The 25,061-nt window shown below is 72.7% G+C and carries 24 protein-coding genes; 10 read left to right on the forward strand and 14 right to left on the reverse strand.

All coding sequences use genetic code 11. The features are described 5' to 3' along the window. Positions 1-6: 6 nt before the first annotated feature. From ACF3NH_RS09810 to ACF3NH_RS09830, 5 genes are all read right to left on the reverse strand, one after another. Positions 7-1,104: an ABC transporter ATP-binding protein gene (locus tag ACF3NH_RS09810; protein WP_198365445.1), complete on the reverse strand. Its 1,098-nt coding sequence runs from the start codon at positions 1,102-1,104 to the stop codon at positions 7-9. After that, a complete protein-coding gene (locus ACF3NH_RS09815; RefSeq protein ID WP_422922684.1) occupies positions 1,101-2,813 on the reverse strand; it encodes an ABC transporter permease in 1,713 nt (570 codons plus the stop codon). Before ACF3NH_RS09815 ends, ACF3NH_RS09810 begins: the two co-directional genes overlap by 4 nt. 6 nt (positions 2,814-2,819) lie before the next feature. Beyond that, positions 2,820-4,148, reverse strand: coding sequence for an ABC transporter substrate-binding protein (locus ACF3NH_RS09820; RefSeq protein WP_422922685.1), 1,329 nt, complete (start codon positions 4,146-4,148; stop codon positions 2,820-2,822). Positions 4,149-4,226: 78 nt separating this feature from the next. Next, positions 4,227-5,387, reverse strand: a complete 1,161-nt coding sequence (locus tag ACF3NH_RS09825) for a mandelate racemase/muconate lactonizing enzyme family protein (RefSeq protein WP_422922686.1) — start codon at positions 5,385-5,387, stop codon at positions 4,227-4,229. Between the two features lie 5 nt (positions 5,388-5,392). After that, entirely contained in the window at positions 5,393-6,391 is a 999-nt protein-coding gene (locus ACF3NH_RS09830; protein WP_422922687.1) for a Bug family tripartite tricarboxylate transporter substrate binding protein, read from the reverse strand. 208 nt (positions 6,392-6,599) lie between these two features. Here ACF3NH_RS09830 and ACF3NH_RS09835 point away from each other — a divergent pair, with 208 nt between their 5' ends. The 3 genes from ACF3NH_RS09835 to ACF3NH_RS09845 all read left to right on the forward strand — a co-directional run bounded on the left by ACF3NH_RS09835 (position 6,600) and on the right by ACF3NH_RS09845 (position 9,499). After that, entirely contained in the window at positions 6,600-6,923 is a 324-nt protein-coding gene (locus ACF3NH_RS09835) for a hypothetical protein (protein ID WP_232476924.1), read from the forward strand. 154 nt (positions 6,924-7,077) lie between these two features. Further along, positions 7,078-8,319, forward strand: coding sequence for an MFS transporter (locus ACF3NH_RS09840; protein WP_422922688.1), 1,242 nt, complete (start codon positions 7,078-7,080; stop codon positions 8,317-8,319). Positions 8,320-8,401: 82 nt separating this feature from the next. Continuing rightward, complete coding sequence (locus ACF3NH_RS09845) at positions 8,402-9,499, forward strand: 4-hydroxythreonine-4-phosphate dehydrogenase PdxA (RefSeq protein WP_422922689.1); 1,098 nt, start codon at positions 8,402-8,404, stop codon at positions 9,497-9,499. Positions 9,500-9,509: 10 nt separating this feature from the next. Here the strand turns inward: ACF3NH_RS09845 and ACF3NH_RS09850 are convergent, their stop codons facing one another. From ACF3NH_RS09850 to ACF3NH_RS09860, 3 genes are all read right to left on the reverse strand, one after another. After that, the gene (locus tag ACF3NH_RS09850; protein ID WP_198365449.1) at positions 9,510-10,472 is read right to left on the reverse strand and encodes a Bug family tripartite tricarboxylate transporter substrate binding protein; all 963 of its coding nucleotides are present in this window, start codon (positions 10,470-10,472) and stop codon (positions 9,510-9,512) included. An 80-nt stretch (positions 10,473-10,552) separates the two neighbouring features. After that, positions 10,553-11,482 (reverse strand): dihydrodipicolinate synthase family protein, encoded by a 930-nt coding sequence (locus ACF3NH_RS09855; RefSeq protein WP_198365450.1) that lies wholly within the window; start codon positions 11,480-11,482, stop codon positions 10,553-10,555. Further along, positions 11,479-12,213: a GntR family transcriptional regulator gene (locus ACF3NH_RS09860; protein WP_422922690.1), complete on the reverse strand. Its 735-nt coding sequence runs from the start codon at positions 12,211-12,213 to the stop codon at positions 11,479-11,481. Before ACF3NH_RS09860 ends, ACF3NH_RS09855 begins: the two co-directional genes overlap by 4 nt. Before the next feature lie 141 nt (positions 12,214-12,354). Between ACF3NH_RS09860 and ACF3NH_RS09865 the strand changes: the two genes are divergently transcribed. Continuing rightward, entirely contained in the window at positions 12,355-12,903 is a 549-nt protein-coding gene (locus ACF3NH_RS09865; RefSeq protein ID WP_422922691.1) for an OsmC family protein, read from the forward strand. Between the two features lie 47 nt (positions 12,904-12,950). Here ACF3NH_RS09865 and ACF3NH_RS09870 read toward each other — a convergent pair whose 3' ends face one another. The 3 genes from ACF3NH_RS09870 to ACF3NH_RS09880 all read right to left on the reverse strand — a co-directional run bounded on the left by ACF3NH_RS09870 (position 12,951) and on the right by ACF3NH_RS09880 (position 15,729). After that, the gene (locus ACF3NH_RS09870; protein ID WP_198365453.1) at positions 12,951-14,696 is read right to left on the reverse strand and encodes an L-lactate permease; all 1,746 of its coding nucleotides are present in this window, start codon (positions 14,694-14,696) and stop codon (positions 12,951-12,953) included. A 139-nt stretch (positions 14,697-14,835) separates the two neighbouring features. Then, positions 14,836-15,189 carry a MarR family winged helix-turn-helix transcriptional regulator gene (locus tag ACF3NH_RS09875; protein ID WP_422924762.1) on the reverse strand — a complete coding sequence of 118 codons (354 nt, stop codon included), beginning with the start codon at positions 15,187-15,189 and terminating at the stop codon, positions 14,836-14,838. Positions 15,190-15,471: 282 nt separating this feature from the next. Then, the gene (locus ACF3NH_RS09880; protein ID WP_370591941.1) at positions 15,472-15,729 is read right to left on the reverse strand and encodes a hypothetical protein; all 258 of its coding nucleotides are present in this window, start codon (positions 15,727-15,729) and stop codon (positions 15,472-15,474) included. 157 nt (positions 15,730-15,886) lie between these two features. Between ACF3NH_RS09880 and ACF3NH_RS09885 the strand changes: the two genes are divergently transcribed. The 4 genes from ACF3NH_RS09885 (at position 15,887) to ACF3NH_RS09900 (ending at position 20,111) form a co-directional block, all read left to right on the forward strand. Beyond that, the gene (locus tag ACF3NH_RS09885; RefSeq protein ID WP_422922692.1) at positions 15,887-16,390 is read left to right on the forward strand and encodes a trypsin-like serine peptidase; all 504 of its coding nucleotides are present in this window, start codon (positions 15,887-15,889) and stop codon (positions 16,388-16,390) included. Beyond that, positions 16,351-16,611, forward strand: coding sequence for a trypsin-like serine peptidase (locus ACF3NH_RS09890; protein ID WP_422922693.1), 261 nt, complete (start codon positions 16,351-16,353; stop codon positions 16,609-16,611). Before ACF3NH_RS09885 ends, ACF3NH_RS09890 begins: the two co-directional genes overlap by 40 nt. A gap of 100 nt (positions 16,612-16,711) precedes the next feature. Then, complete coding sequence (locus ACF3NH_RS09895) at positions 16,712-17,230, forward strand: hypothetical protein (protein WP_422922694.1); 519 nt, start codon at positions 16,712-16,714, stop codon at positions 17,228-17,230. Positions 17,231-17,306: 76 nt separating this feature from the next. Further along, the gene (locus ACF3NH_RS09900; protein WP_422922695.1) at positions 17,307-20,111 is read left to right on the forward strand and encodes a phosphoenolpyruvate carboxylase; all 2,805 of its coding nucleotides are present in this window, start codon (positions 17,307-17,309) and stop codon (positions 20,109-20,111) included. A gap of 15 nt (positions 20,112-20,126) precedes the next feature. Here the strand turns inward: ACF3NH_RS09900 and ACF3NH_RS09905 are convergent, their stop codons facing one another. Beyond that, entirely contained in the window at positions 20,127-20,939 is an 813-nt protein-coding gene (locus tag ACF3NH_RS09905) for a transglutaminase-like domain-containing protein (RefSeq protein WP_198365458.1), read from the reverse strand. A 653-nt stretch (positions 20,940-21,592) separates the two neighbouring features. On the opposite strand from ACF3NH_RS09905, the gene ACF3NH_RS09910 reads away from it, so the two are divergent. Beyond that, on the forward strand, positions 21,593-22,603 hold the full coding sequence (locus ACF3NH_RS09910) for a phytanoyl-CoA dioxygenase family protein (protein ID WP_422924764.1): 1,011 nt from the start codon (positions 21,593-21,595) through the stop codon (positions 22,601-22,603). A 117-nt stretch (positions 22,604-22,720) separates the two neighbouring features. Here the strand turns inward: ACF3NH_RS09910 and ACF3NH_RS09915 are convergent, their stop codons facing one another. Together ACF3NH_RS09915 and dnaN are read right to left on the reverse strand one after the other, a co-directional pair. After that, positions 22,721-23,131, reverse strand: a complete 411-nt coding sequence (locus ACF3NH_RS09915; protein WP_422922696.1) for a hypothetical protein — start codon at positions 23,129-23,131, stop codon at positions 22,721-22,723. Positions 23,132-23,138: 7 nt separating this feature from the next. Continuing rightward, positions 23,139-24,266 carry a DNA polymerase III subunit beta gene (dnaN, locus tag ACF3NH_RS09920; protein WP_198365461.1) on the reverse strand — a complete coding sequence of 376 codons (1,128 nt, stop codon included), beginning with the start codon at positions 24,264-24,266 and terminating at the stop codon, positions 23,139-23,141. A 147-nt stretch (positions 24,267-24,413) separates the two neighbouring features. Between dnaN and ACF3NH_RS09925 the strand changes: the two genes are divergently transcribed. Beyond that, a complete protein-coding gene (locus ACF3NH_RS09925) occupies positions 24,414-25,049 on the forward strand; it encodes a UdgX family uracil-DNA binding protein (protein WP_198365462.1) in 636 nt (211 codons plus the stop codon). Positions 25,050-25,061 lie beyond the last annotated feature (12 nt).

The following is a 25,061-nucleotide window of genomic DNA, read 5'->3' on the forward strand; positions in this document are numbered from 1 at the left end:
CGGGGGCTACTCCGTCAGCCAGTGCGCGCTGCCGAGATCGACGGTGATGGCGACGGTGTCGCCCACCTCGTGCAGCCGCGGGACGCCGCTGAAGGGCATGTCCACCAGCACCTCGGCCTCGCCGACGCGCACGCCGTAGCGCAGGACGGGCCCGAGGAACTCGCGATGCGCCACGGTGCCGGTCAGAAGGCTGTCGGGCCGCGGCGGCGCCAGGCTCGCATCCTGCGGCCGGAACATCAGCCGCGCGCCCGGCGGGGGGCGCAGCCCGGCCGGCAGCGGCAGCGCCGGCCCGCCCTCCACCGCGAACCGCCCCTCGCGCGGCGTGCCCGCCAGGATGTTGGCGCTGCCCAGGAAGCCGGCGACGAACAGGTTCGCCGGCCGCGCGTAGAGCGCCATCGGCGTGTCCACCTGCTGCACGCTGCCCTCGCGGAACACCGCGATGCGGTCGCAGACCGTGTTCGCCTCCTCCTGGTCGTGCGTCACGAAGATCGCCGTCATGCCCAGGCTTCGCTGCAGGTCGCGCAACTCCCGCCGCACCTGCACGCGGAGCTTGGCGTCGAGGTTGGAGAGCGGCTCGTCGAGCAGCAGCAGGCGCGGGCGGATGGCGATGGTGCGCGCCACCGCGACGCGCTGCTGCTGGCCGCCCGAGAGGGCGGCGGGACGGCGGTCGGCGAGATGCGCGAGCCCCACCAGCCCGAGCGCCTGCTCGACCCGGGCAGCGATCTCGGCGCGGGGCAGGCGCCGCTCCTCGAGCCCGAAGGCGACGTTCTGCCGCACGCTCAAATGCGGCCAGAGCGCGTAGGACTGGAACACCATGCCGATGTCGCGCTTCCAGGGCGGCAGGGCCGAGATGTCCCGCCCCCCGACCAGGACGCGGCCGGTATCGGCCTGGTTGAAGCCGGCGATCAGCCGCAGCAGCGTCGTCTTGCCGCAGCCGGAGGGGCCGAGGAAGGCGAAGAACTCGCCGGGCCTGATCTCCAGCTCGACATCCTTCAGGACGTGGTTGCTGCCATAGGAGAGGTTGACCCCCTCGATCCGCACCCCCGCCGCCTGGCCGGCGACGGAGAGGGCGGCGGCCTCCTCCTCGCGCGGGCCGGGCGTCATGCCTGCCTCCCGCGCGTCCGCTGGCTGCGCTCGATGACGAGATGCGAGAGGAAGGTGCAGGCTCCGACCAGGATCACGGCGATCACCCCGAGGGCCGCGCCCGGGCCCCGGCCGGCGGCGGATTGCATGAAGACGTACAGGCCATAGGCCAGCGGGGCGTCGGCATTGGACTGCACGAGCATCAGCGTCGCGGACAGCTCGACGGCGGCCGTCGCGAAGCTGGAGATGAAGCCGGCCAGGATGCCGCCGGCCATCAGGGGAACGACGATGCGGCGCACGGTGCGGCCCTTGCTGGCGCCGAGATTCTCCGCCGCCTCCTCCAGCGAGACCGAGATCTGCTGCAGCGCGGCGTGGCAGGCGCGCAGGGCGTAGGGCAGGCGGCGGATGGCGAGCGCCAGGACGATGACGAGCCAGAGGCTGGCCAGCGGGCGGCCATCCGGCAGGGTCACGCCGTAGAAGCTGCGCAGATAGCCGATGCCCAGCACCACGCCGGGCACCGCGAGCGCGGCGCTCGCCGTCCAGTCCAGCCATTCGCGGCCGACCAGCCGCGTCCGCAGCACCAGATAGGCGATGGCGGTGCCGAGCACGACGTCGATCAGCGCCGCCAGCGAGGCATAGGTGACCGTGTTCCAGATATAGGCCGAGCTGTCGCTGAAGACGCGGGCGTAGTGGGCCAGGGTGAAGCCGTCGGGCAGTGGGCTGAAGGACCAGATGGTGGCCAGCGACAGCAGCAGCAGGCCGAGATGCGGCGCCAGCACCAGCGCCAGGATCAGCCCGACCGTGCCATAGGCCAGCGCCGCCTGGCCGGGGCCGAGGCGGCGCCTCGCCAGGCCGCCGCCGCCGCGCTGCACCGTGGCGTAGTCGCCGCGCCGGATGGCGCGCGCCGAGAGCCACATGGCCAGCACCGAGACGACGATCAGCACGACGCTGATCACATAGCCCATCGGATCCGCGAGGCCGATCGAGGTGATGCGCAGATAGGCCTGCGGCGCCAGCATCTCCTTGACGTTCAGCAGCAGCGGCGTCGCCAGGTCGTCGAAGACCTTGACGAAGACCAGCGAGGCGCCCGCGACATAGCCCGGCAGCGCCAGCGGGAAGACGATGCGGCGGAACAGGCGGAAGCCGGAGGAGCCGAGATTCTGCGCCGCCTCCTCCATGGCGCTGTCGATGTTGCGCAGCGCCGCCGAGAGGTTGACCAGGATGAAGGGGAAGTAGTGGACCGCCTGCACGAAGACGACGCCGTTCAGGCCTTCCATGAAGGGGATGTTGATGCCGGCCCAGTCGCCGAGCAGCAGGTTCACCGTGCCGTTGCGGCCGAAGAGCAGTTGCATGGCGACGGCGCCGGCGAAGGGCGGCATGATCAGCGGCAGGAAGCCCAGCGTCTGGATCAGCAGCGCGCCGCGGAAATGGAAGCGCACGGTGATGTAGGCGAGCGGCAGGGCGAAGAGCGAGGCCAGCAGCACCGTGGCGGCCGAGACATAGAGCGAGTTGAGGAAGGAGCGCACGAAAAGTTCCGTGCGGAAGGCGTCCCAGAAGTTCACCAGGGTGAAGGCACCGCTGCCCGGCTCGGTGAAGGCGACGTACATCACCGTCGCCACCGGCAGGATCAGGAAGGCCGCGAGAAAGAGGGCGATGGCGATGGCCAGCGCCGCCTGCCCCGGCGTGAAGGCGCGCCGCCCGGCGCGCGGGCGGGAGAGGGTGGCGGACACGGGGCGTCAGCGGGCCAGGCGCGCCGCCTCCTGGGCCTTGTCGCGCGCCCTGGCGTAGCGCTCGCGCGCGAAGGCCGCCCAGGCCTGTTCCAGCTCGGCCTGTCGCGGCCCTTCCGCGCGCTGGCCGCCGAAGGCGCCGGCCACCGCCGGCCCGCTGGCCTCCGCCTCGCTCACCGGCATGGCGGCGATCAGGTCGCGCGCCTCCCGCACCAGGCTCCGCGCCGCGGCATTGTCCTTCTTCTCCAGCGCCGCCTCGGCGGCCTGGATGGCCCGGGTCGCGGCCTTCAGCGCGTCGAGCTGGAAGGTGATGAGCTGGTCGAAGAGCGTGTCCACCACGGCGGTCCGCTTCTCGGAGACATCGACGTCGAAGCGGACGCGGGCGCCGAGCGAGGGGTCCTTGAAGGGGTTGGGATAGTCCGCGGGCGCCTGGGCATAGATCTCCGGATTGACCGGCAGGCGCCGGATGCCCGGCTCCAGCAGCACCGCCTGGCCGGCGGGGGAGAGCAGGAACTCGACGAAGGCCTGCGCCCCCGCGGTGTTGGGCGCGCGGGCGACGATGCCGACATTGGCCGGCACGATGGTCGTCACGGTCGGGTAGACGAACTTCACCGGGAAGCCCGAGGCCTGGGCCGAGAAGGCGAAGAAGTCGATGACGATCCCGACGCCGACCTGCCCCGAATTCACCGCCTCGGGCACGCCGAAGGACCGCTCCGTGATGGTGCGGAAATTACCGGCCATGGCCTTCAGGAGGCGCCAGCCCTGATCCCAGCCATCGCCCTGCAGCATGGTCTCGATGGTCAGGTGCGTGGTGCCGGAGCGCGAGGGCGCGGCGATGGCGACATGGTCGTGGAACACCGGCAGCGCCAGGTCGCCCCATTCCTTCGGCGCCGGCAGGCGGTTGGCGCGGGCGTAGCGCTCGTTCCACATGATGCCGTAGCCCGAGGCGGCGAAGCCGAAGTACTGGCCGTCGGGATCGTTGGTCGGCATGGAGCCCACGCGCGGCGCGATGCCGGTCGCCTTCGGCGTGTAGCGCTGCAGCAGCCCCTTCGACTTCAGCACCTCGAAGGCATCGGGCGCCGAGGCCCAGAAGACGTCCACCTGGTTGTTGCCCCGCGTCTCCTCCAGGTACTTCACGCCGGCATTGGTGTTGCGGTTCTGCACGTCGAGCGTCACGCCCGGCATGGCCTTCTCGAAGGCGGCCTTGAAGGGGTCGGTGACATCCTTGGAGAAGGAGGTGACGACCGTGACCTTGCCGGCCTGCGCCCGCGCGCCCGGCGCCAGCAGGGCGCCGGACAGGCCGAGCGTGGAGGCCAGAACGAAGCTGCGACGCTGCATGACGATCTCCCGTTTTTCGTGCTTGTCATGGAAGTGTCACGAAAGCGGGGCTGCCGCAACAGGAAGCGGGGCCGCCGTTCAGCCGAGCCGCGGATCGAGCCAGGGGCGGGGCTGCGGCTGCCAGGGCGAGGCCCGGGCGGCGGTCTCGTCCAGCGCGACGCCGAGCCCGGGCCGGTCGGGCGCCGCCGCCGCGCCCTGGCGGAAGGCGAGCGCCGCGCCGCCCTCGACCAGGCTGAAGAAGCGCTCCGTCTCGCCGTACTGCACCTCGAGCCAGAGCAGGTTCGGCAGCACGGCGCAGAGATGCAGGGAATGCGCGTGGCAGACCGGCCCGGTCGGATTGTGCGGCGCGATCTCGATCCCGGCGGTCTCCGCCAGGGCGGCGATGCGGCGGATCTCCTCGTGCCCGCCGGCATGCTTGATGTCGGGCATCAGCACGTCGTAGCAGCCCGCCTCGATCATGCGGCGGTAGGCGCCGAGGCCGCTCAGCGTCTCCGCCCCGGCGAGCCGCATGCCGCGCTCATTGGCCATGCCGCGCAGGCGCCGGATCTCGGGCAGGTTGGCCTCGGCCACCGGGCATTCGAGCCAGAACAGGCCGAAGGGCGCGACGTCGCGCAGCAGCGCCGCCACGCCGCCCGGCGAGAAGCGCCAGTGCGCGTCCACCATGACATCGACATCCGGCCCCACCGCCGCGCGCACGGCGGCGATGCGCGCCAGCCCCTCGGCGTAGGCGGCGTGCTGCGCCCGCGCCTCGCCGCCGGCCTCGAGCCAGATCAGCGGCTCGAAAGGGGCGAGCTTCACCGCCAGGAAGCCCTCGGCCACGGCGCGGCGGGCGGCGGCGGCGAAGCCCTCCGGCGTGCGCGGGGAGGCGCCGCGGTTGATGTTGGCGTAGAGCGTGATCCGGTCGCGCAGCGCGCCGCCCAGCAGTCGATGGACCGGCGCGCCCTGGGCCTGCCCGGCGATGTCCCAGAGCGCCGCCTCGAAGGCGCTGTGCACGGTCTGCGCCACCAGCCCGCCGGGGGCGTGCGGCGGCGCCGGGCAGAGCCGGTTGCGCAGCAGCGGGTCCTCGCCGGCGACGCGGGCGCCGAGCCGCGCCGCCTCGGCGGCGAGCCCCGCCTCCTCGCCCGACAGCGTGCATTCGCCGAGGCCGGTGAGGCCGGCATCGGTGCGGATCAGCAGGAAGCACCAGTTGGTCCGGGGCGTCACCTGGACGCCCAGCATCTCGGCGGCGGTGATCCGCATGCCCGTCACTCCGCCTGGATGCCGGCCTGGCCGGCCAGTTGCTTCCATTGCCGGATATCCGACGCGATGCGCTCCGCGAAGATCTCCGGCGGCGAGATGACGAGCTGCCCGCCCAGGCGGCGGATGCGCCCGCGCAGAGGCTCCGACGTCCGCAGCGTCACCAGCGCGGCCAGCAGCCGGTCACGAATCGGCTCCGGCGTGCCGGGCGGCGCCAGGATGCCGTTCCAGGCCAGGGTCTCGAAGCCGGGCAGCACCTCCGCCACCGCCGGCACGCCGGGCAGTTCCGGCACCGGCGCGCGCGCGGTGACGGCGATGGCGCGCACCTCGCCCCGCTCGATATAGGGCATGACATTGACAAGGTTGGCGAACATCAGCGCGGTGTCGCCGGCGATGACCGACTGCGCCATGGCCGGCGTGCCGCGATAGGGGATGTGCAGGATGTCGAGCCCGGCGCGGGCCTTGAACAGCTCCATCGACATATGCGCCGAGGAGCCGATGCCGCCGGAGGCATAGTTCAGCGAGCCGGGCGCGGTGCGCAGCATCGCGATCAGCGAGGGCAGGTCACGCGCCGGCAGCAGCCGCTGGTTGACCACCAGCACGTTCGGCCCCTGCACCAGCAGCGACACCGGCTCGAAGGCGCTGGCGAGGTCATAGGGCAGGTTGCGGTAGATCGCGGCGTTGATGCCGTTGGAGCCGGCATTGCCGAAGAGGAAGCTGTAGCCGTCCGGCGCCGCCTTCCAGGCGGCCTCGACACCGATGCGCCCGCCGGCCCCGCCGCGGTTCTCGATCACGAAGGGCTGGCCGAGCAGGGCCTCCAGCTCGGGCGCGATGAGCCGCGCCGTGGTGTCGTTGCCGCTGCCGGGGCTGTCGGGGAGGATCAGCCGCACCGGGCTTTCCGGCCAGTCCGCGGCATGGCCCCCCGGCATGGCGCGGGCGGCGCGCGGCGCCAGGGCGGCCGGCGGGGCGGCCAGGGCGAGGGCGAGCAGGGCGCGGCGTACAGGCATGGCGGTCCTCCTGTCTTCCGGCGAAGTTTGAGGTCACTCCGGCGGCGCCGCAACCGGCGCGTGCGGCGGCGCGGCACCCGCCCGGCGCGGTGAACTTGCGGTGAGCGGCGGGGCCGCCGCGGCCAGGGCCGGCGCGGCGATGCGATTCCCGGGATGCGCGCCGCCATCGCCCTCCCCTATGCTGACGCGGGATGAGAGGATCTCCTGCATGAACGAGCCGGGCCGGGATCTGTCCACCGAACGGGCCTCCGAGCGGGTGGTCAGCCTGAGCCGGGCACGGGACGACAAGCTCTGGGCCGTCGTCGCCACGCTCGGCCGCCGCCGCCGTGTCGCGGAGATCTTCGCCAGCCGCGCCGCCGCCGATGCCGATCGCAACTGGCGCGAGCAGCAGGTGCAGGCCTATGCGAGCTTCCTGCGCAGCTCCAGCATGCCGGTGCCGGTCTATACCGTCGCGGCCATCCGCCGCGCCGAGCTGCCCCGCCGCTGGCAGCCGCTGCCGGCGCTGGGCTTCCTGCGCGGGCAGTTCGCCTGACGCCTGCCTGGCGACCCCCCGGCGCCGAGGCGGCCCCTCCGCCATCCGGCCCGGCCGCGCCGGGGGCCTGCACGCACCGACGCTTCGTGATAGCAGGGCGGCGCGGCCGGTGCGCGAGCCGGTCCGCCGCGACGCAGAGCAGCAGAGGTCCCGCATGGCAGAGCCATCCTTTCCCCCGACCCGGCCGGCCGACCCGGATCAGGTCACGCCGGCCGGCTGGAAGGCCCTGGCGGGCTCCACCCTGGGCTATGCCATGGATGGCTTCGACCTGCTGATCCTGGGCTTCATGCTGCGCGCCATCTCGGCCGATCTCGGGCTCAGCCAGGCGCAGGCGGCCTCGCTGGTGACGGCGACGCTGGTCGGCGCGGTGATCGGCGGCATCGGCTTCGGCATGCTGTCGGACCGGCTCGGGCGCGTGCGGGTGCTGACCTGGACCATCGTGCTCTTCGCCGTCTTCACCGGCCTCTGCGCCTTCGCCCAGGGCTACTGGGACCTGCTGATCTACCGCACCATCGCCGGCATCGGCCTGGGCGGCGAGTTCGGCATCGGCATGGCGCTGGTGGCCGAGGCCTGGCCGGCCAGCAAGCGCGCGCGCGCCTCCTCCTATGTCGGCCTCGGCTGGCAGGCGGGCGTGCTGGCGGCGGCGCTCCTGACGCCGCTGCTGCTGCCCTCGATCGGCTGGCGCGGCATGTTCATCATCGGCCTGCTGCCCGCCTTCGCCGCCTATTTCATCCGCAAGAACCTGCACGAGCCGGAGGTCTTCGTCGCCCGCGCGGCACGCCCCGGCCAGGCGCGCTCCTCGCTGCGGCTGCTGGTGGCCGACCGCGAGACGACGCGGCGCAGCATCGGCATGGTCATCCTCTGCTCGGTGCAGAACTTCGGCTACTACGGCGTGATGATCTGGCTGCCGAACTACCTGTCGAGCCGCTTCGGCTTCGGGCTGACGCAGTCGGCGACCTGGACGGCGGTGACCATCCTCGGCATGGCCGCCGGCATCTACGCCTTCGGCCATGTGGCCGACCGCGTCGGCCGCAAGCCCGCCTTCTTCGGCTGGATGCTGGGCGCGGCCGTCATGGTCGTGGTCTATGCCGGGCTGACGGACCCCATGGCGCTGCTGATCGGCGGCGCCGTGATGGGCTTCTTCGTCAACGGCATGCTGGGTGGCTACGGCGCGCTGATGAGCGAGCTCTACCCGACGGCGGCGCGCGCCACGGCGCAGAACGTGCTGTTCAACATCGGCCGCGCGGTCGGCGGCTTCGGCCCGCTGGTGGTGGGCGCCGTGGCCGCCGCCTGGGGATTCCAGACCGCCATCGCGCTGCTGGCCGTGCTCTACCTGCTGGACATCCTGGCGATGTGGAGGCTGATCCCGGAGAAGCGTGGCGCCGAGCTGGCGTGAGCGGGCGGGCGGGATTTCCCCTTGCCATTCCGCGGCCAGGGCGGAGACTTCGGGAAAGCGCCAGAACCAGGGAGAAGCCGCCATGGCGGAAAGCCCGCACGACCCCGCCGACCGGCCCGTCATCGCCCTGGCCATGGGCGACCCGGCCGGCATCAGCCCCGAGCTGACCGCCCGCGTCCTGGCCGATCCCGAGGTGCTGCGCGCCGCCGGGCTGATCGTCATCGGGGACCGCAGGGTGCTGGAGGACGGCGCGCGCATCGCCGGCGTCACTCCCGACATCGCCGTCATCGCACCCGAGGCACCGCGGCCGCGCGACCTGTCGCGCCCGGTGCTGATCGACCTCGGCACGCTGGATCCGGCGACGGTCGCGCGCGGCAGGATCAGCGAGGCCGGCGGCCGCTTCGCCGCCGGGAACTACCGCCATGCCCTGGCACTGGCCGCGCGGGGCGAGGCCGATGCCGTGGCCTTCACGCCCTTCAACAAGGCGGCGATGCGGCTCGCCGTGCCGGATTACGACGACGAGATCGCCTTCACGGCGCGGTTCATCGGCTTCGAGGGACAGGCCAAGGAGTTCAACGTGCTGGAGGGGCTGTGGAATGCCCGCGTCACCTCGCACGTGCCGCTCTCCGGCGTGGCGCCGCTGATCACCCGCGGGGCCATCCTCGACAACCTGACCCTGACCGACCAGGCGCTGCGCGATTCGGGCCTGGCGCGGCCGCGCATCGCCGTCGCCGCGCTCAATCCGCATGCCGGCGATGGCGGCAATTTCGGACGCGAGGAGATCGATATCATCGGTCCGGCGGTGGAGGAGGCCAAGGCGGCGGGCATCGCCTGCGACGGGCCCTTCCCCTCCGACACCGTGTTCCTGCGCGCCCGGCGCGGCGACTTCGACGCCGTGCTCACCATGTTCCATGACCAGGGGCAGATCGCCATGAAGCTGATCGGCTTCGAGCAGGGCGTGACCCTGCTGGGCGGCTTCCCCTTCCCGATCTGCACGCCAGCGCATGGCACGGCCTATGAGATCGCCGGCCAGGGCGTCGCGCATCCGGGCGCCGCCCGCAATGCGCTGCTGCTCGCCGCCCGCATGGGCGCGGCGCGCCGCCGGCCCCGGCCGGAGGCGGCCACCTCGCTGGCCGCGGCGCGGGAGGCGATGCGGCCGGGCCGCGACACGGCCGCCTGAACGCCCGCCGCTACTGCTTCTCGATCCCGGCCTGCGTCACCACCTCCTGCCACTTGGCCAGCTCGGCGCGGACGAAGGCCTGGGCCTGCTCCGGCGTGCTGCCGACCGGCGTGGCGCCGAGCGCGGCGAAGCGCTCGCGGACACTGTCCACCTTGAGCTGCGCGGCGGCATCCGTGGCGATCTTCGTGGCGATGGGCCCCGGCAGGCCGGCGGGCGCGATGATGGCGCCCCAGGTGGCCGCCTCGAAGCCGGGCAGGCCGCTCTCCGCCACGGTGGGCAGGTCGGGCAGCGCCGGCACGCGCTGCGCGGCGGTGGTGGCGATGGCCTTCAGCTTGCCGCCCTGCACATGGCCGAGCACGGCGGGCAGGGTGTCGAACATGACGTCGACGCGGCGGCCGATCAGGTCGGGATGCGCGGCGGTGGAGCCGCGATAGGGCACGTTGACCATCGGCGCGCCGACGCGGTGGGCGAACATCTCGGCGGCCAGGTGCACGGCGCCGCCGGTATTGGCGAAGGTGACCTCGCCCGGCTTCGCCTTCACCATCGCCATCAGCTCCTGCACCGTGGCGGCGGGAAAGTCCGGCGCCGCCACCAGCACCAGCGGCACGGAGTAGATGACCGTGAGGACGGAGAAGTCCTGCAGCGTGTCGAAGGGGGTGGTGTAGAGCGCGGCGTTCACCGCGTGGTTGACCGAGACGAAGCCCAGCGTGTGGCCGTCGGCCGGCGCCTTGGCCACGGCGTCGCTGCCGACGATGCCGTTGGCGCCGGTGCGGTTCTCCACCACCACCGACTGCTTCCAGAGCGGCGTCAGCTTCTCCGCCAGCAGGCGCGCGGCGATGTCGGAGGCGCCGCCGGGGGTATAGGGCACGATGATGCGCACGGTCTGCCGGGGCCAGGCGGCCTCGGCGGCGCGGAGCGGCGGGGCGAGCAGGCCCAGCGGGGCCATCAGCGCGGTGCGGCGGGCGATCCTCATGGTCTTTGGCCTCTTGTTCCGTTTGTTCTGTGCTTGGACGTCGTGGCGCGCCCGGGGGGGGCGGGTGCCCCCCTCCGGCTTCATGCGGCGGCGGTGGCGCGCAGCAGCCCCCATTCGCCGAGGCGCCCACGCAACTCCGCCTCGGCGCGCGGCGTCAGCGGCCAGGCGGAGGGCGGGCGGGTGGCGCCGCAATCATCGCCCATCATGCGCAGCGCCGCCTTCACGACCGAGACATTGGTGCCGTTCTGCTCCTCGGCCCGCAGCGCCTCGAAGGCGGACATGGTCTCGATCAGCGCGGCCGCCGTCTCGTAGTCGCCGGCGGCGAGCGCGGCGTGGATGGCGACCGAGTGCTCCGGCCAGACATTGATCAGGCCGGAGGTGTAGCCCCGCGCGCCGACGGCGTAGAAGGGCGGCGCCCAGGTCTCGGCCAGGCCGCCGACCCAGGCGATGCCCATGCCGCGGGTGGCGCGGATCATCTCGCCCAGGCGCAGCGGCGAGGGCGCCGCCCATTTCACGCCGACCACGCCCGGCACCTGGCAGAGCTTCAGGATGGCGTCCTGGCCGATGCCGTCGTTGCGCAGATAGAGCACGACCGGCAGGCCCTGGCCGGCCTCGGCCACGCGCTCGACATAGGCCACCACGCCGCGCGGCGAGACGAAGGGGTCGGGCGGCTGGTGCACCATCAGCGCGCTGGCGCCGGCGGCCCTCGAGGCGCGGGTCAGCGCCACGGCGTCATGGACCGAGCGGCCGATGCCGGCCAGCAGCGGCACGCGCCCGCCCACCTGCTCGGCGGCGACATGCACCATGCGCTCCGCCTCGGCCGTGGTCAGGCCGTAGAACTCGCTGGTGTTGCCATTGGCCACCAGCACATGCACCCCGGCGCCGATGGCGCGCTCCACCACCGGCCGCAGCCGGGCGGGGGCGAGCCGGTCCTCGTCGTCGAAGGGGGTGACGAGGATGCCGGAGATGCCGCCGAGCGCGGCGCCGAGCCGCGCGTGGTCCTGGGTCATCGGGGTGTTCCCTTGTCGATGGCTGTCCCGGAGGCCTCGGCGACGAGCGCGTCGAGGATGCCGCTGGCCTCCAGGGAGCGGTGGATATGCGCCCGCATGCGCGCCTCGGCCGCGGCCGGGTCGTGGCGGCGGATGGCGGCGACGATGCCGGCATGCTCGCGCCAGGCGCGACGCGGCTCCTGCGGCGTGGCGCGCAGCGCGCGCAGCCGGCCGAAATGGTCGTAGGCCCGCAGCGCCTCGAGCGAGCGCAGCAGGAAGGCATTGGCGGTCATGCCGTTGATCAGCTCATGGAACCGCTCATTGGCCTCGGCCAGCAGGGCGATGGCCGCGGCCCCGTCCCGGCTCAGGCCGCGCATGCGGGCGAGCTGCTCCTCCAGGGCGGCGACCTCCGCCGGCCCGGCCCGACGGGCGGCGAGGCCGGCGGCGGTGCCTTCGAGGGCGACGCGGATCAGCCCCATCTCGGCCAGCCGCTCCGGGGTGAACTCGACGACCAGCGTGCCGCGCCGCGGCAGGGTGACGACCATCCCCTCGGCCTCCAGCCGCCCCAGCGCCTCCCGCACCGGCTGGGCGGAGATGCCGAGGGACTGGGCGAGGGAGCGCTCCGAGACGCGCTCGCCGCCGGGCAGGCTGCCGTCTACGATGGCGTCGCGCAGGCGGCGATAGGCGCGCTCGGCCAGGGAGAGGACATCCTCGGCGGTCAGGGGCGGCAGGCCGGCGACGGGGGGAAGCATGCGGGAAGGTTTAGGTGTCGTGGCCTGAAACTGCAATAGCAGATTTCAGATGCCAGATCCGCCTCGCTGGACAGCCCCCCGCCCGCTTGCGAGGCTGCACCGTCCGCGAACTCGGCGGTCGCCGGTCCCTGGGAGAACTCCATGACTGATCTGAACGAGTATCTGGCGCAGAAGCGCCTCGCCGTCCTGGCCAGGCAGAAGGCGGCGGAAGCCGATCCGCGCCCGGTCGCGGTGAAGGCGCGGGTGCGCGCCATGGGGCGCAGCGGCATCCGCGAGATCCGTATCCGCGACTTCCAGATCATCAGCGACAGCAAGCCGGATCTCGCCGGCTACGACCTCGGCCCGGGCTCGCCGGAGATGCAGCTCGGCGTGCTCGGCTCCTGCATCACGCATATCACCCTGATCCAGGCGGCGCTGCGCGAGGTGCCGCTCGACGCGGTGGAGGTGGAGGTCGAGGCGGACCAGCATCCGCCCGTGGGCGAGACGGCGACGCCGAGCGGTCCGCTGCACCCGCACAACATCCGCTACCGGCTGCGCCTCGAATCCACCGCGCCGCCCGAGACGCTGCGCGCGCTGCACGAGGCCATCGAGGCGGCCTGCCCGATCCTGAGCCTGCTGGTCAATCCGCAGAAGGTCGCGGGCGAGATGCTGCTGAACGGCGAGACGATCAGCCGCCTCTCGCGCGGCTGACCGGGGCAGCGCGGCCGGGGGAGGATCCCTCCCGCCGGCCGCCGGCCTTAATGCAGCACCATCGCGGTGAAGGGCGGCACATAGGCCTGGAGCGTCACCAGCAGCCCGACCAGCACCGCCAGCGCGATGGAGTGGAAGAAGACGTAGCGCAGGATGTCGCCCTCGTGGCCGAACCAGTTGGTGGCGGTGGAGGCGACGACGATGCTCTGGGCATCGATCATCTTGCCCATCACGCCGCCCGATGAATTGGCCGAGGCCATCAGCACCGGCGAGAGGCCGAGCTGTTCCGCCGTGATCTTCTGCAGGCCGCCGAACAGCACGTTCGAGGCGGTGTCGGAGCCGGTCAGGGCCACGCCGAGCCAGCCGAGCAGCGTGCCGAACAACGGGTAGAACACGCCGGTATTGGCGAAGGCGAGGCCCATCGTCGCGTCCAGCCCCGAATAGCGCGTCAGGTAGCCGAGGCCGAGCATGGCGGCGATGGTGATCAGCGAGTAGCGGACCCGCCAGATGGTGCTGCCATACTCGCGGATCAGCGCCAGCGGCGAGAAGCCCATCAGCAGCCCGCCCAGCACGGCGGCGGCGAGGATGCCGGTGCCGGTCATCGACAGCAGGCCGAAGGCGAAGACCGCGCCCTCCGGCACCGGCTCGGCGACGACGGGCGGCACCTTCACCACCATGCGGTGCAGCCCCTCGATCGGGAAGCTGGCCGACCAGAGGCCGTTCAGCAGGTTGCGCGTGCTCTGCAGCCCCCAGATGAAGACGAAGACCGTCAGGATCAGCCAGGGCATCCAGGAGCGCAGCACCGCGCCGCGGTCCTCCGCCGCCGCGCCGCCCGGCGTCATGCGCGCCACGGGCGGGGCGTCCATCATCTCGCCCCCATGGCCGGTGCGGGCCGCGGCGGGGGCGGTGCCGCGCGCCGCCGCCTTGGCCGCCACATCGGCTTCCGCCCGGCCACGCAGCGAGGGATCGCGCCAGATCCGCTTCGGCTGCCAGACGCGCATGAAGCCGACCAGGCAGGCCATCGAGACCAGCGCCGCGATCACGTCCACCAGATAGGGGCCATGGTAGTTCGAGACGAGGAACTGCGGCACGGCGAAGGAGACGCCGGTGACCAGGATGGCGGGCCAGATCTCGATCATCCCCCGCCAGCCGGCGAAGGCCCAGATCAGCCAGAAGGGCACCAGGACCGAGAAGAAGGGCAGCTGTCGCCCGATCATCGCCGACAGGGTGTAGACATCGAGTCCGGTGACGCCGGCCAGTGCGATGACCGGCGTGCCCAGCGCGCCGAAGGCCACCGGCGCGGTGTTGGCGATCAGCGACAGGCCGGAGGCGGCGAGCGGCGAGAAGCCCAGCCCGATCAGCAGCGCCGCGGTGACCGCGACCGGCGTGCCGAAGCCGGCCGCGCCCTCGAAGAAGGCGCCGAAGGCGAAGGCGATCAGCAGCAGTTGCAGCCGCCGGTCCTCGGTGATGCCGCCGATGGAGCGTTGCAGGATCTCGAAGGAGCCGTTCACCACCGTCAGCCGGTAGAGGAAGATGATGTTCAGCACGATCCAGCCGATCGGGAACAGGCCGGAGAGGATGCCGAGCAACGTGGCGCGCCCGGCGATGCCGCCCGGCATGCCGAAGACGAAGACGGCGACGAGGAAGGCGACGAGGAGGGCGGAGATCGCCGCCCAGTGCGCCGGCACCTTCAGGAAGGCCAGGGCGATGAGCATGGTGGCGACGGGAATCGCCGCCACCAGGGCGGAAAGCAGGATCGACCCGAAGGGATCGTAGAACTGGTTCCACGGCATTCGAACTGGGCTCCCGGAGGGTGGTGGCACGGTTGTCGCGGTGGCGAATCGGCTCCGCCCCCGCATGATGCACGCCTCCGGCGGAGGCTGTGACATTCTGTTTCAAATCCCCCCGGCCGTTCTTGGCTTCACGGATGTTTCAACCTCCCCGCCCGGGCGGCCGGGGCAGGTCCGCGGCGCGGCGGTGGAGCCTGGTCAGGATGGTGTCGAGCGCCGCCAGCTCCCCGGCCGAGAGCGCCCCCGCCAGCTCCGCCTGCAGGGCGCGGGCGCGCGGCACGATGCGGCGGTACAGCGCCTCGCCCCGCCGCGAGAGCCGCAGCCGCTGGGCGCGCCGGTCGCCCGGCAGCGGCTCGCGCCGGATCAGCGCCTTGCCGTCCAGGCGGATCACGGCGCGGCTGACCTTCAGCCGGTCCATCTCCGTGCGGGCGATCACCGCCTGGGTGGAGAGCGGCTCGCCCTCGCCCAGCACCGCCAGGACGCGCCATTCCGGGATGCTGGATCGAGGCGGGAAGGGCTAGAGGTGGGAAGGGGCGGGGCGGTGGGACCTCCCCTTCGAGGGGGGAGGCCCGGGCCGGCTCACATCAGGCCCGTCGCCACGCTCCACAGCAGTGCCATGAACAGCACGGCCACAACGGCGGCCAGCTGGATCGGATTTCCCAAAGGCCCTTTCTCCCTCCAACGGCCGGGTCAGAGCCCGGTCCCGGAGGGTAGCTAGCAGATTCTTACTGAAAGAAACAATGCGTGACCGTGGTCCGCTCCCGGGAGGGCAGTGCGGTCAGAGATAGGGCGGCTGCCGCACCAGCCCGGCCTCGGCGAAGTATTCCTCGTTCCGCAGCGCCCAGAGGCGTTCGTGGGCGGCGACCAGCGTCTCCGCGTTCCAGCGGAAATTGCGGTCGGCCGGGCTGCGGAAGACCACCCTCTCCAGCACATGAAGCAGATCCCGCGCCACCTCCAGGTCCTTCTGGTCGCAGGCCTGGTGGAAGGCCATCCAGAGCTTGTCGGAGAGGCGGCGCGTCTGCCGTGTGGGGGGCACGCCGCTTTTCGGGGAGCGCGAAAGGTGGGACATGACAGGCCTCGGGCTGGACACTTCTCCTATAACGAACCCGGGTGGTATTCCAGCGTTGAGAGTGTCTCATGAGTTGTGCGTGACGGGGATTTCTTACCGCTGGCGCGAGAGAGGCGGGCGGGCCTTGGCCCTCCTCCTCGCCACGCCCCTGGCCCTGCTCCCGGCCACCGGCCTGGCGGCCGAGCCGCCGCTGCCGCGCGCCCAGCGCCCTGGTCTGGGCGCCGAGGACCCCCGCCGCCCGGTGACGGCGGAGGAGGCGCCCTGGACCGGCCTGGCACGGGTGCAGACCACGCTCGGCGGCCGCTGCACCGGCGCCCTGGTCGGGCCGAGGCTGGTGCTGACCGCCGCGCATTGCCTCGCCGCGCGCACCGGCCGCTGGGTGCGGCCGGGCTCGGTGCATGTGCTGGTGGGCTACCACCTCGGGGAATGGGCGCTCCATGCCCGTGTGGAAGCCTTCGAGACCGGCGCGGCGGCCCCCGCATCCGGCGCGCCGGGCGGGGACTGGGCGCTGTTGCGGCTGGACCGCGACCTCGCCGGCCCGGAGCGTGTGCTGCCGTTGCTGCGCGATCCGCCGCCGCGGGGCCGGCGATGCTGGGCGGCTACCAGCAGGACCGCGCCGAGCGGCTGATGGCCGACACCGACTGCCGGCTGCTCGGGCCGGCGCGCGACGCGACCGGCCGGCCCCTGCTGCGCCATGGCTGTTCCGGGACGCGCGGCAGCAGCGGCGCGCCCCTGCTGACGCGCGACGGCGAGGGACGCTGGGCGGTGGCGGGGGTCGTGGTGATGGCGGAGGCGCGGCGGGCGGGCGGCATCGCGGTTCCGGTCGGCGCCATCGGCCCACTGCGCTGAGGGCGGCGCGGTAATTGAGAATGAATTGCAATTGCAGAAGGGCGGCGCCAAGATGCGGCCTCCGGCGCCGCCGCGCCCAGCCATCCCGCAGGGGAGAGTCATGTCGCCATCCCGCTCCGACTCCGTCCGCCATCTGCCGATGTTCGAGCACGCCCTGCTCTGGGCGATGCGCTTCTGGGGCTGGCAATGCCGCGGATGCTGCGCGGCGCCCTTGGCCCGTATCGGCCAGGTCTTCGCCGATCTCGGCGCGCCGGAGGCGGCGGCGGATTTCCACGGCATGATGCGCGGCCTCTTCGCGACCCGGAGCGGGCAGCCCCGCCTGTCCCCGCTGGGCGACACGGCCCTGGCCCCGGATGAGCGGCTGCTGCTGGACGTGCTGGCGCTGCAGCAGGCTCGCCGCTCGGCCGAGGGCGTGGCGCTGCTCGGCATGCTGATCCCGCACGACCGGGCGCTGACCGGCTATGCGTGCATCGTGCGCCTGATCGCGGCCTTCAACGCGGCGGGGCACCGGCTGGAGCGGCCCTTGGCCGCGGCCTCGGCCGGCCCGCTGGTCGTCTGGCCCGCACCGGTGGCGGCCCGGCGCCGCGCCGATCCGGTGGCCTCCCGCCCCGCCGACTGATCCGCGCCCGATCCGGAAGGAACGGCCCGAAAGAAACGGCAGACAAACCGGCCTCGCGGGTGCAGCATCGGCGGCCATGCCGAATGTGACCGAAGCCGAGCTGATCGGCCTGGTGGCTGCCGCGCGGTCCGCCGCGCGCGGCGATCCCTTCGCCAATCCCGCCCTGTCCGTGGCCCTGGCGCTGAGCCGCCGGCTGGATGACGGCCAGGCCAGCCATGCCGAGCTGGCGGCGACGCTGCGCCAGATCGGCCGCGCCGCCTTCGCGGACAAGGCCCGCCGCCTGGCGCGCGGCGCCGGGCCGAAGGGCGCCGACGCGGCGCTGGCCGCCATCGCCACACGCATCGCCCGCCCCGACCCGGATGACAGCCCGGTGCCGCTGGCGGTCTTTCGCGCCGCCTGCGAACGGCCGCGCGCCGCCGCCGTCTTCACCGCGCATCCGACCTTCAGCCTGCCGCGCGCCACCGCCCAGGCCCTGGCCCAGGCGGCGGGCGGTATCGATCCGCCCGACCCGCTGCCGCTGCGCCCGACCGCCCCCACCCTGGAGGACGAGTTCGAGCAGGCCGCCGCCGCCATCGCCAATGGCCGCGACGCGCTGGACCGGCTTGCCGCCGCCTTCCTCGGCACCGCCCGCGCCATCTGGCCCGATCGCTGGACGCAGCTCGACCCCCGCCCGGTGCTGCTGGCCTCCTGGGTCGGCTACGACACCGACGGCCGCACCGATATCGGCTGGCAGGACACGCTGCGGCTGCGGCTGCGGATGAAGCGGCTGCAGCTCGCCCGCCTGGCCGCCCAGCTCGCCGCCCTGCCGGAGCCCTGCACCGCGGCGCTTCGGGCCCGCGTCGCCGAGGCGCTGGCGGCGGTGCGGACGCAGATCGAGGCCTGCCCGCCTCCCGGCGCGGTGGTGCCGGAGCGCGCCCAGGCCTTCGCCCATGCGCTGGTCGGGCTGCGCGACGTGGCGCTGAGCACCCCGGCGCCGCTGCTGGCGCTGTTCCCGGCCGCCATCGCCGCGGCGCCCGAGGATCAGGCGCGCCTCGCCCTCTGCGTCGCCCGCGCCGGCCTCGTCGCGCATGGCCTCTCGCTGGCCCATACCCAGGTGCGGCTGAACGCGGCGCAGCTGCACAACGCCGCCCGGCTGCGCTTCCCCCATCTCGGCAATCCCGAGGACCCGGCGCGGCGCCGCGCCCTCTTCGCCGCCATCAACACCGCGCTGGAGGAGGCGGCGGCCGAGCCGGTCGATATCGGGGGGCTGATGGCACAGCAGGCCTCGGCCACCCGGCTGATGATGACGGTGGCGCAGATCGCCAAGCACATCGACGCCAGCCAGCCGATCCGCTTCCTCGTCGCCGAGACCGAGAGCGGCTACACCCTGCTCGCCGCCCTGCTGCTGGCCCGCCTCACCGGGGTCGAGGACCAGGTCGAGATCTCGCCGCTCTTCGAGACCGCCGAGGCGCTGGAGCGGCGCGGCGAGCGGGTGGTGGAGGAGGCGCTGCGCAGCCCGCAGTTCCGCGCCCATCTGCGGCGCGTCGGCCGGCTCTGCCTGCAGTTCGGCTATTCCGATTCCGGCCGCTACATCGGCCAGATCGCCGCCACCCAGCTGATCGAGCGGCTCAAGCTGCGGGTCATCGACCTGCTGGCGCGGCACGGGCTGGACGATCTCGAGGTGGTGCTCTTCGACACCCATGGCGAAGGGTTGGGACGCGGCGGCCATCCGGACGGGCTGGCGGCGCGCTTCGACTACCTGGACCCGCCGGCGGTGCGGGCCGCCTTCGCCCTGCGGGGCATCCACGCCCGGCTGGAGACGGCCTTCCAGGGCGGCGACGGCTATCTCTATTTCGGCACGCCCTCGCTCGCCCATGCGGCGGTGGCGCGCATCGCCGAGCATGCCTTCGCGCCGCCCTCGGCCGGGACGCCCGAGGGCGAGCCGGACCCGGTCTATGCCGAGGGCGGCTTCGCCTCGGATCTCTTCGCCGGCGCCCGCGCCGCCTTCGGCGCGCTGGTGGAGGACCCCGGCTATGCCGTGCTGCTCGGGGCCTTCGGCACCGCGCTGCTCGACCCCACCGGCTCGCGCCCGGCGGCGCGGCAGAGCGAGACCGGCGGGCCGGTCACCATCCGCCATGTGCGCGAGTTGCGCGCCATCCCCAACAACGCCGTGCTGCAGCAGCTCGGCTTCCTGGCCAATCTGATGCACGGGCTGGGCAAGGGCGCGGTGCAGGAGGTCGAGGCCTTCGCCGAGCTGATGCGCCGCAGCCCGCGCTTCGCCAATGCCATGGCCTTCGCCCGCGCCGGCCTCGCGCTCTCGGACACGCAGGTGCTGCGTGGCTATGTCGCCAGCCTCGATCCCGGCACCTGGCTCGACCGCGCGGCGCAGACCCGCCGGCCCGGCCGGGCCGAGGCGCTGGTCGCCGTCGCCCGGGCACTGGAGACGCTCGGCCTCGGCGATCCGGCGCGCGGGGTGTTCCGTCGCCTCAAGGCCGACGACCTGGCGTTGCGCGCCGCCTGGCCGCGGGAGGAGGATGGCGACGAGCCGCGGATGAGCGACCGGCTCTTCGCCCTGCACGCGCTGCGCCTCTGCCTGATCCACCGCATCTGGCTGCTGGCGGTGGAGGTGCCGGATTTCTCGCCGCGCCATGGCATGACGCGGGAGGGGCTGGTGCAGCGGCTGCTGCGGCTCGACGTGCCCGCGGCGGTGGCGCTGCTCGACGAGGTCTTCCCGGCCGCCGAGCCGCCGGGATCGGCGCTCGACTTCGCCGAGCCGCCGGCGCCGCGCCATGGCGGCTATGGCCGCGAGCAGCGCGAGATCACCCAGCCGCTGCGCGAGCTTTTCGCGCTGGTGCGGGAGGTCAGCGCCGTGATCAGCCTGGAATGCGGCGCCTTCGGCTGAGGCGCCGCCCCGCCCTCAGCCGCCGATCACCTCGTCCGTCACCACCTGGAACTTCGCCAGGATGTTCGGCCCGAAGGTGGTGCTGATGGCGACGTCGGTGGCGTCGCGCCCGCGCGCCATCAGGATGCGGCCGATGCGCGGCGTGTTGTGGCGCGCGTCGAAGGTGTACCAGCGGTCGCCGAGCCAGACCTCGAACCAAGCGGAGAAGTCCATCGGCGCGTCCACCGGCGGTATGCCGATGTCGCCGAGATAGCCGGTGCAGTAGCGCGCCGGGATGTTCATGCAGCGGCAGAGCGTGACGGCGAGATGCGCGAAGTCGCGGCAGACGCCGACGCGCTGCTCGAAGGCGCCGGAGGCGGTGCGCGTTGGGTCGGCATAGGGGTAGCCGAAGGTGATGTGGTTGTGGGTGAAGTCGCAGATCGCCTGCACCATGCCCCAGCCCGGCTGCAGATGGCCGAAGAGCGACCATGCGGTGTTCGTCAGCCGGTCGGTGTCGCAGTAGCGGCTGCCGAGCAGGAAGACGAGCATGTCATCCGGCAGCTGCTCCACCGGGTGCTGCCGCGCCCAGGGCTCCACCGCATCCGGCAGGCCGGAATCCTGCACGTTGAAGTTGGTGAAGAGGGTCAGCCGCCCGGCCGGCGCCACCACCCGGGTGCAGCGGTTGCCGAAGCTGTCGTAATAGGTGCGCTGGCTGACCGGCGGGTCGAGCTGCAGCAGGTTCGGACCACGGATGTCGGAATCGCGCGAGGGATGCGTGCTGAGCATCAGCAGCATCGGCGTCGGTTGCGGGCAATCATAGGCGATCTCGAAGCCCGCGTTGATCAGCATGGGGCATTCTTCTCCGGCAGGGGGGCGGGGGAGGCAGGGCGGAGCGCTGGAGGCCAGGGGCGGAAACCGCGCCATGGCGGAAACCGGCCGGGCGGGCCGAGGTTTCGTGGCGGCTGCGGGGACGGGACGCGGCCCGGGCAAGGACAGGAAGGCAAGGCACGGACCTCCCGCGAAAACGACATGGTGCCCTTCGTCCAGCCTGGCCCGGGCGCCGTCCCATCGGGAGAACGTGGCCTCGGGGAGCCGTCCGGGCACCGGGCGGATTATTGCTCACAGGCCCTGTGCGGGCGCATTTCCCCAGTGCCGCCATCCTCTGGCGGCCGTGCCCTTTGTGGCCCTTCGTCACGAATTTGGCATGCCGGCGCTATCGGCGCCAAGGCTTTATGGGGTTATCGACCCTTGGGGCGGCGGCGCGGGAACGGGAGACACGAAACTGGGAGGAAAATGGAAGTTTCATCAAATTCCCATTAAATGAGAGAAAGTTTCCTGAAATATACAATGTCGCATTTTCTGCATGAGCTTCGGCGTGTCAGCGTGTCGTCTGCAACCTCGCAGGGCGGCACGGGCCGCCGCGCGCACAGGCCGCTGGTCGGCCTTCCTTCTCAGGAGACGGCTCATGCAGGTGCCCACCCCCCCTCGAAGCCCTGATCGATATCCCCAACGCCCTCGCGGAGGACCGGACCTATTTCCAGCCCGACGAGACGGCGGCGGCGCTCGGATACTACCGCCGCGAGGGCTATGTGGTGATCCGCGGCCTGCTGCCCGCCGCGCTCTGCGACGACATCCGCGCCGCCTTCCACGCGCAGGTGCGGCCCTCGGCCACGCCCATCCTGCGCCAGAAGAACATGCGCTACGAACGCAACCGGTTCGATGCGGACGGCTTCCTCGCCAATCCGATCTTCAACGTGCAGGACCTGCAGACCAGCCGCCACGGCCGCTTCAGGGAGCGCGCCCTGGCGGCGGTGACGCAGGCCCGCGTCGGCGCGCTGACCTCGGCGCTGATCGGCGCCGGCCGCACCAAGCTGATCCAGACCATGTTCTTCGAGGCCCCCGCCGGCACCTGGGCGCATCAGGACAGCTACTACCAGGACAGCGCCGTGGCGCTCGGCCGCTGCATCGCCGGCTGGTACGCGCTCGAGGATGTGCATGCCGCCGCCGGGCGCTTCTATGTCTGCCCGCGCAGCCACGTCACCGTGCCGGTGCTGCGCAATGCGGGGGAGTACGACTTCGCCACCGGCCATGACCGCTACCGCCGCGCCGTGCTGGAGGTGATGCGGCGCGAGGGGCTGGAGATCCGCGCGCCCTTCCTGGCCAAGGGCGACGTGCTGTTCTGGAACTCGCTGACCGTGCATGGCAGCTTCGCCCCGGCCGGGCGGGGCGTCTCCCGCGCCTCGCTCACCGCGCACTACCTGCCGGAGGGTGACGACATGCTGCAATTCCACACCCGCGTGCGGCACCAGCGGATGATCATGGTGAACGGCATGCCGGTGGCGCAGCTGCACGACCAGGACCGGCTGGGAAACCGCCTGGTGCGCGGTATCGCCGCCCATGCGCCCGGCCCCTGGGCGGCGGCGCGCAAGCTCGCCATGCGGGGCCTGTTCCTGGCCGGCAAGATGAGGCGGCGGCGGGAGGCGGCCCAGGGCCAGGTCAGTCCGGCGGAGTGAGGCCAGCGGAGTGAGGCCAGCGGAGTGAGGGGGGCGCCGAGGGCGGGGGCCCATCCGGCCGCGCAGGGGCCGCCGGGCTATCCGGCTCCGGTCCGGTCGGACCCCGCCGCCTCGCCCTCACCCGCCCCGCGGCAGCGCGCGCAGGGCCCGCGCCATGGCCCAGAGGCCGAGGGCCAGCAACAGAGCCAGCAGCACCGGGTAGAAGACCGCGCCGGCCTTCTCCCGCCCGTGCAGGACGTATTCGGCGTTCTGCGACAGCAGGGTGAGCATCAGCCCCGAGAACACGCCCCAGGCGGCGAGCAGCCGCGCCGCGCCGCCACGCCAGCCGGCCCAGAGCAGGAGGGCGGCCACGGCCAGCTCGTCCAGCGCCAGGGGGACGAAGGCGGCGGTGCCGGCACGGCGGGCGATCTCGCCGCCCGCCACCAGGACCGCCATCAGCACGGCCAGCCCGCGCAGCGACAGGATATGCCCGCGCAGCGACAGGATATGCCCGCGCAGCGACAGGACCCGCGCGCGCAGCGGTCGCATGCGGCGGTCAGACCCGCATCGGCATCAGCACGTAGAGCGCCTCGGGCTTGGCGGCATCCACCACCACCGTCGGCGCCGAGCCATCGGCGAAGCGGAACTCCACCCGCTCCGCGATCTGGTCGGTGATGTCGGCGAGGTAGCGCGCCTGGAAGCCGATCTCGATCGGACCGGACCGGTAGGACACGGCCTCGCTGTCCAGCTCCTCCTCGGCCTGCCCCTGGTCGGGGCTGCTGGCGGTAAGCGTCAGGCTGTCCTGCCGGATCGCGAGCTTCACCGGGCGCGAGCGTTCGGAGGAGATGGCGGCGACGCGGGCGACGGCGTCCGAGAAGGCCTTCTTGTCCACCGTCAGGATCTTGTCGTTGCCGCGCGGGATGACACGCTCGTATTCGGGGAAGGTGCCGTCGATCAGCTTGCTGGTCAGGTGGACGCTGCCGAAGGCGAAGCGGATCTTGGTCTCGGAGAGCTTCACCTCGACCGGCTCGCTGGTCTCGTCGGCGAGCTTGCGGATCTCGTTGACCGTCTTGCGCGGCACGATGACGCCCGGCATGCCCTCGGCGCCCTCCGGCAGCGGCTCCTCGACGCGGGCCAGGCGGTGGCCGTCCGTCGCCACGGCGCGCAGCACCTTCTGGCCCTCGGCCTCGGTGGCGTGCAGGTAGATGCCGTTCAGGTAGTAGCGCGTCTCCTCGGTGGAGATGGCGAACTTGGTGCGGTCCACCAGCTCGCGCAGCAGGGTCGGCGTCACCAGGAAGCCGTGCGGCAGCTTCCCCTCGGTCATCGAGGGGAAGTCCTCCACCGGCAGCACCATCAGGCTGGTGGCGAAGCGGCCGGCGCGCAGCGCCAGCGGCGCGTCGCCGCCCGGATGGTCCAGCTCCACCTTGGCGCCGTCCGGCAGCTTGCGGACGATCTCGTAGAGCGTCGCCGCCGGGGCGGTGGTGCGGCCGGGGCGCGTCACGGTGACATCCGGCACCGCCTCGACGATGGCGATCTCCATGTCGGTCGCCGTCAGGGTCAGGCTGCCCTCCTGCGCCGCCAGCATGACATTGGCCAGGATGGGGATGGTGTTCCGCCGCTCGACCACGCTCTGCACATGCGCCAGCGCCTTCAGCAGCACCGCCCGGTCCACCGAGAACTTCATGGCAAGAACACCCCCCCGCGCGGAAGAAGAGGGGCGCGTCGGGCGCGCCCCGGGAATCATGGACAGTCGCCCTCTCTAACAGCCGGGCATGGCGCGGGAAAGGCGGGCCGAAAACCCGGAGGCGGCCGGATCGTTGAATTCCATGCCATGCCCCAGAGCCAGACCCTCCCCCCCAGCGCCAGCTGGGCCACGGACCGCCCCGCCATCCTCGGCGAAGGACCCCCCGGCGCGCCGCTGATGTTCGTCGGCGAGCAGCCGGGCGACGAGGAGGACCGCCAGGGCCGCCCCTTCGTCGGACCGGCCGGCAAGCTCTTCGATCGCGCGCTGGAGGCCGCCGGCATCGACCGCGCCGCGAGCTACGTCACCAACGCGGTGAAGCACTTCAAGTACGTCCAGCGCGGCCCGCGCCGGCTGCACCAGAGCCCGGACGCCGGCGACATCAAGCTCTACCGCCCCTTCCTGATGGCGGAGGTGGAGAGCGTGGCGCCGCGCTTCCTCGTCGCCCTCGGCGCCACGGCGACCCAGGCGCTGATGGGGCAGAAGCTGCCGCTGCTGAAGCTGCGCGGCCAGGTCTTCGAGGGGCCGGAGGGGCGGCCCGTCCTGATCACCGTGCATCCGAGCTACCTGCTGCGCCTGCCGGACGCGGCGCTGAGGAAGCAGGAGTTCGAGCGGTTCGTGGCGGAACTGGGTCTGGCTGGGCAGGCGGCGCGCGGCGAGATCCGGCCAACGGGGCAGACGGCGGCGCAGGCGGACGGCCCGCCGCAGGGAAGTCTGCCCCTGTGACCTGACGGCGCA

It is taken from the genome of Pseudoroseomonas sp. WGS1072 (assembly GCF_049340465.1).
Classification (GTDB): Bacteria; Pseudomonadota; Alphaproteobacteria; order Acetobacterales; family Acetobacteraceae; genus Pseudoroseomonas.

Excerpts from the sequence above, each read along its gene's own strand:
- ACF3NH_RS09905 (WP_198365458.1), bottom strand. The coding sequence starts at position 20,939 with ATGCTGATCAACGCGGGCTTCGAGATCGCCTATGATTGCCCGCAACCG.
- ACF3NH_RS09840 (WP_422922688.1), top strand. The coding sequence starts at position 7,078 with ATGGCAGAGCCATCCTTTCCCCCGACCCGGCCGGCCGACCCGGATCAG.
- ACF3NH_RS09895 (WP_422922694.1), top strand. The coding sequence starts at position 16,712 with ATGTCGCCATCCCGCTCCGACTCCGTCCGCCATCTGCCGATGTTCGAG.
- ACF3NH_RS09855 (WP_198365450.1), bottom strand. The coding sequence starts at position 11,482 with ATGACCCAGGACCACGCGCGGCTCGGCGCCGCGCTCGGCGGCATCTCC.
- ACF3NH_RS09870 (WP_198365453.1), bottom strand. The coding sequence starts at position 14,696 with ATGCCGTGGAACCAGTTCTACGATCCCTTCGGGTCGATCCTGCTTTCC.
- ACF3NH_RS09810 (WP_198365445.1), bottom strand. The coding sequence starts at position 1,104 with ATGACGCCCGGCCCGCGCGAGGAGGAGGCCGCCGCCCTCTCCGTCGCC.
- ACF3NH_RS09845 (WP_422922689.1), top strand. The coding sequence starts at position 8,402 with ATGGCGGAAAGCCCGCACGACCCCGCCGACCGGCCCGTCATCGCCCTG.
- ACF3NH_RS09915 (WP_422922696.1), bottom strand. The coding sequence starts at position 23,131 with ATGCGACCGCTGCGCGCGCGGGTCCTGTCGCTGCGCGGGCATATCCTG.
- ACF3NH_RS09825 (WP_422922686.1), bottom strand. The coding sequence starts at position 5,387 with ATGCGGATCACCGCCGCCGAGATGCTGGGCGTCCAGGTGACGCCCCGG.
- ACF3NH_RS09900 (WP_422922695.1), top strand. The coding sequence starts at position 17,307 with ATGCCGAATGTGACCGAAGCCGAGCTGATCGGCCTGGTGGCTGCCGCG.
- ACF3NH_RS09865 (WP_422922691.1), top strand. The coding sequence starts at position 12,355 with ATGACTGATCTGAACGAGTATCTGGCGCAGAAGCGCCTCGCCGTCCTG.
- dnaN (WP_198365461.1), bottom strand. The coding sequence starts at position 24,266 with ATGAAGTTCTCGGTGGACCGGGCGGTGCTGCTGAAGGCGCTGGCGCAT.
- ACF3NH_RS09820 (WP_422922685.1), bottom strand. The coding sequence starts at position 4,148 with ATGCAGCGTCGCAGCTTCGTTCTGGCCTCCACGCTCGGCCTGTCCGGC.
- ACF3NH_RS09890 (WP_422922693.1), top strand. The coding sequence starts at position 16,351 with ATGCTGGGCGGCTACCAGCAGGACCGCGCCGAGCGGCTGATGGCCGAC.
- ACF3NH_RS09860 (WP_422922690.1), bottom strand. The coding sequence starts at position 12,213 with ATGCTTCCCCCCGTCGCCGGCCTGCCGCCCCTGACCGCCGAGGATGTC.
- ACF3NH_RS09830 (WP_422922687.1), bottom strand. The coding sequence starts at position 6,391 with ATGCCTGTACGCCGCGCCCTGCTCGCCCTCGCCCTGGCCGCCCCGCCG.
- ACF3NH_RS09850 (WP_198365449.1), bottom strand. The coding sequence starts at position 10,472 with ATGAGGATCGCCCGCCGCACCGCGCTGATGGCCCCGCTGGGCCTGCTC.
- ACF3NH_RS09835 (WP_232476924.1), top strand. The coding sequence starts at position 6,600 with ATGAACGAGCCGGGCCGGGATCTGTCCACCGAACGGGCCTCCGAGCGG.
- ACF3NH_RS09925 (WP_198365462.1), top strand. The coding sequence starts at position 24,414 with ATGCCCCAGAGCCAGACCCTCCCCCCCAGCGCCAGCTGGGCCACGGAC.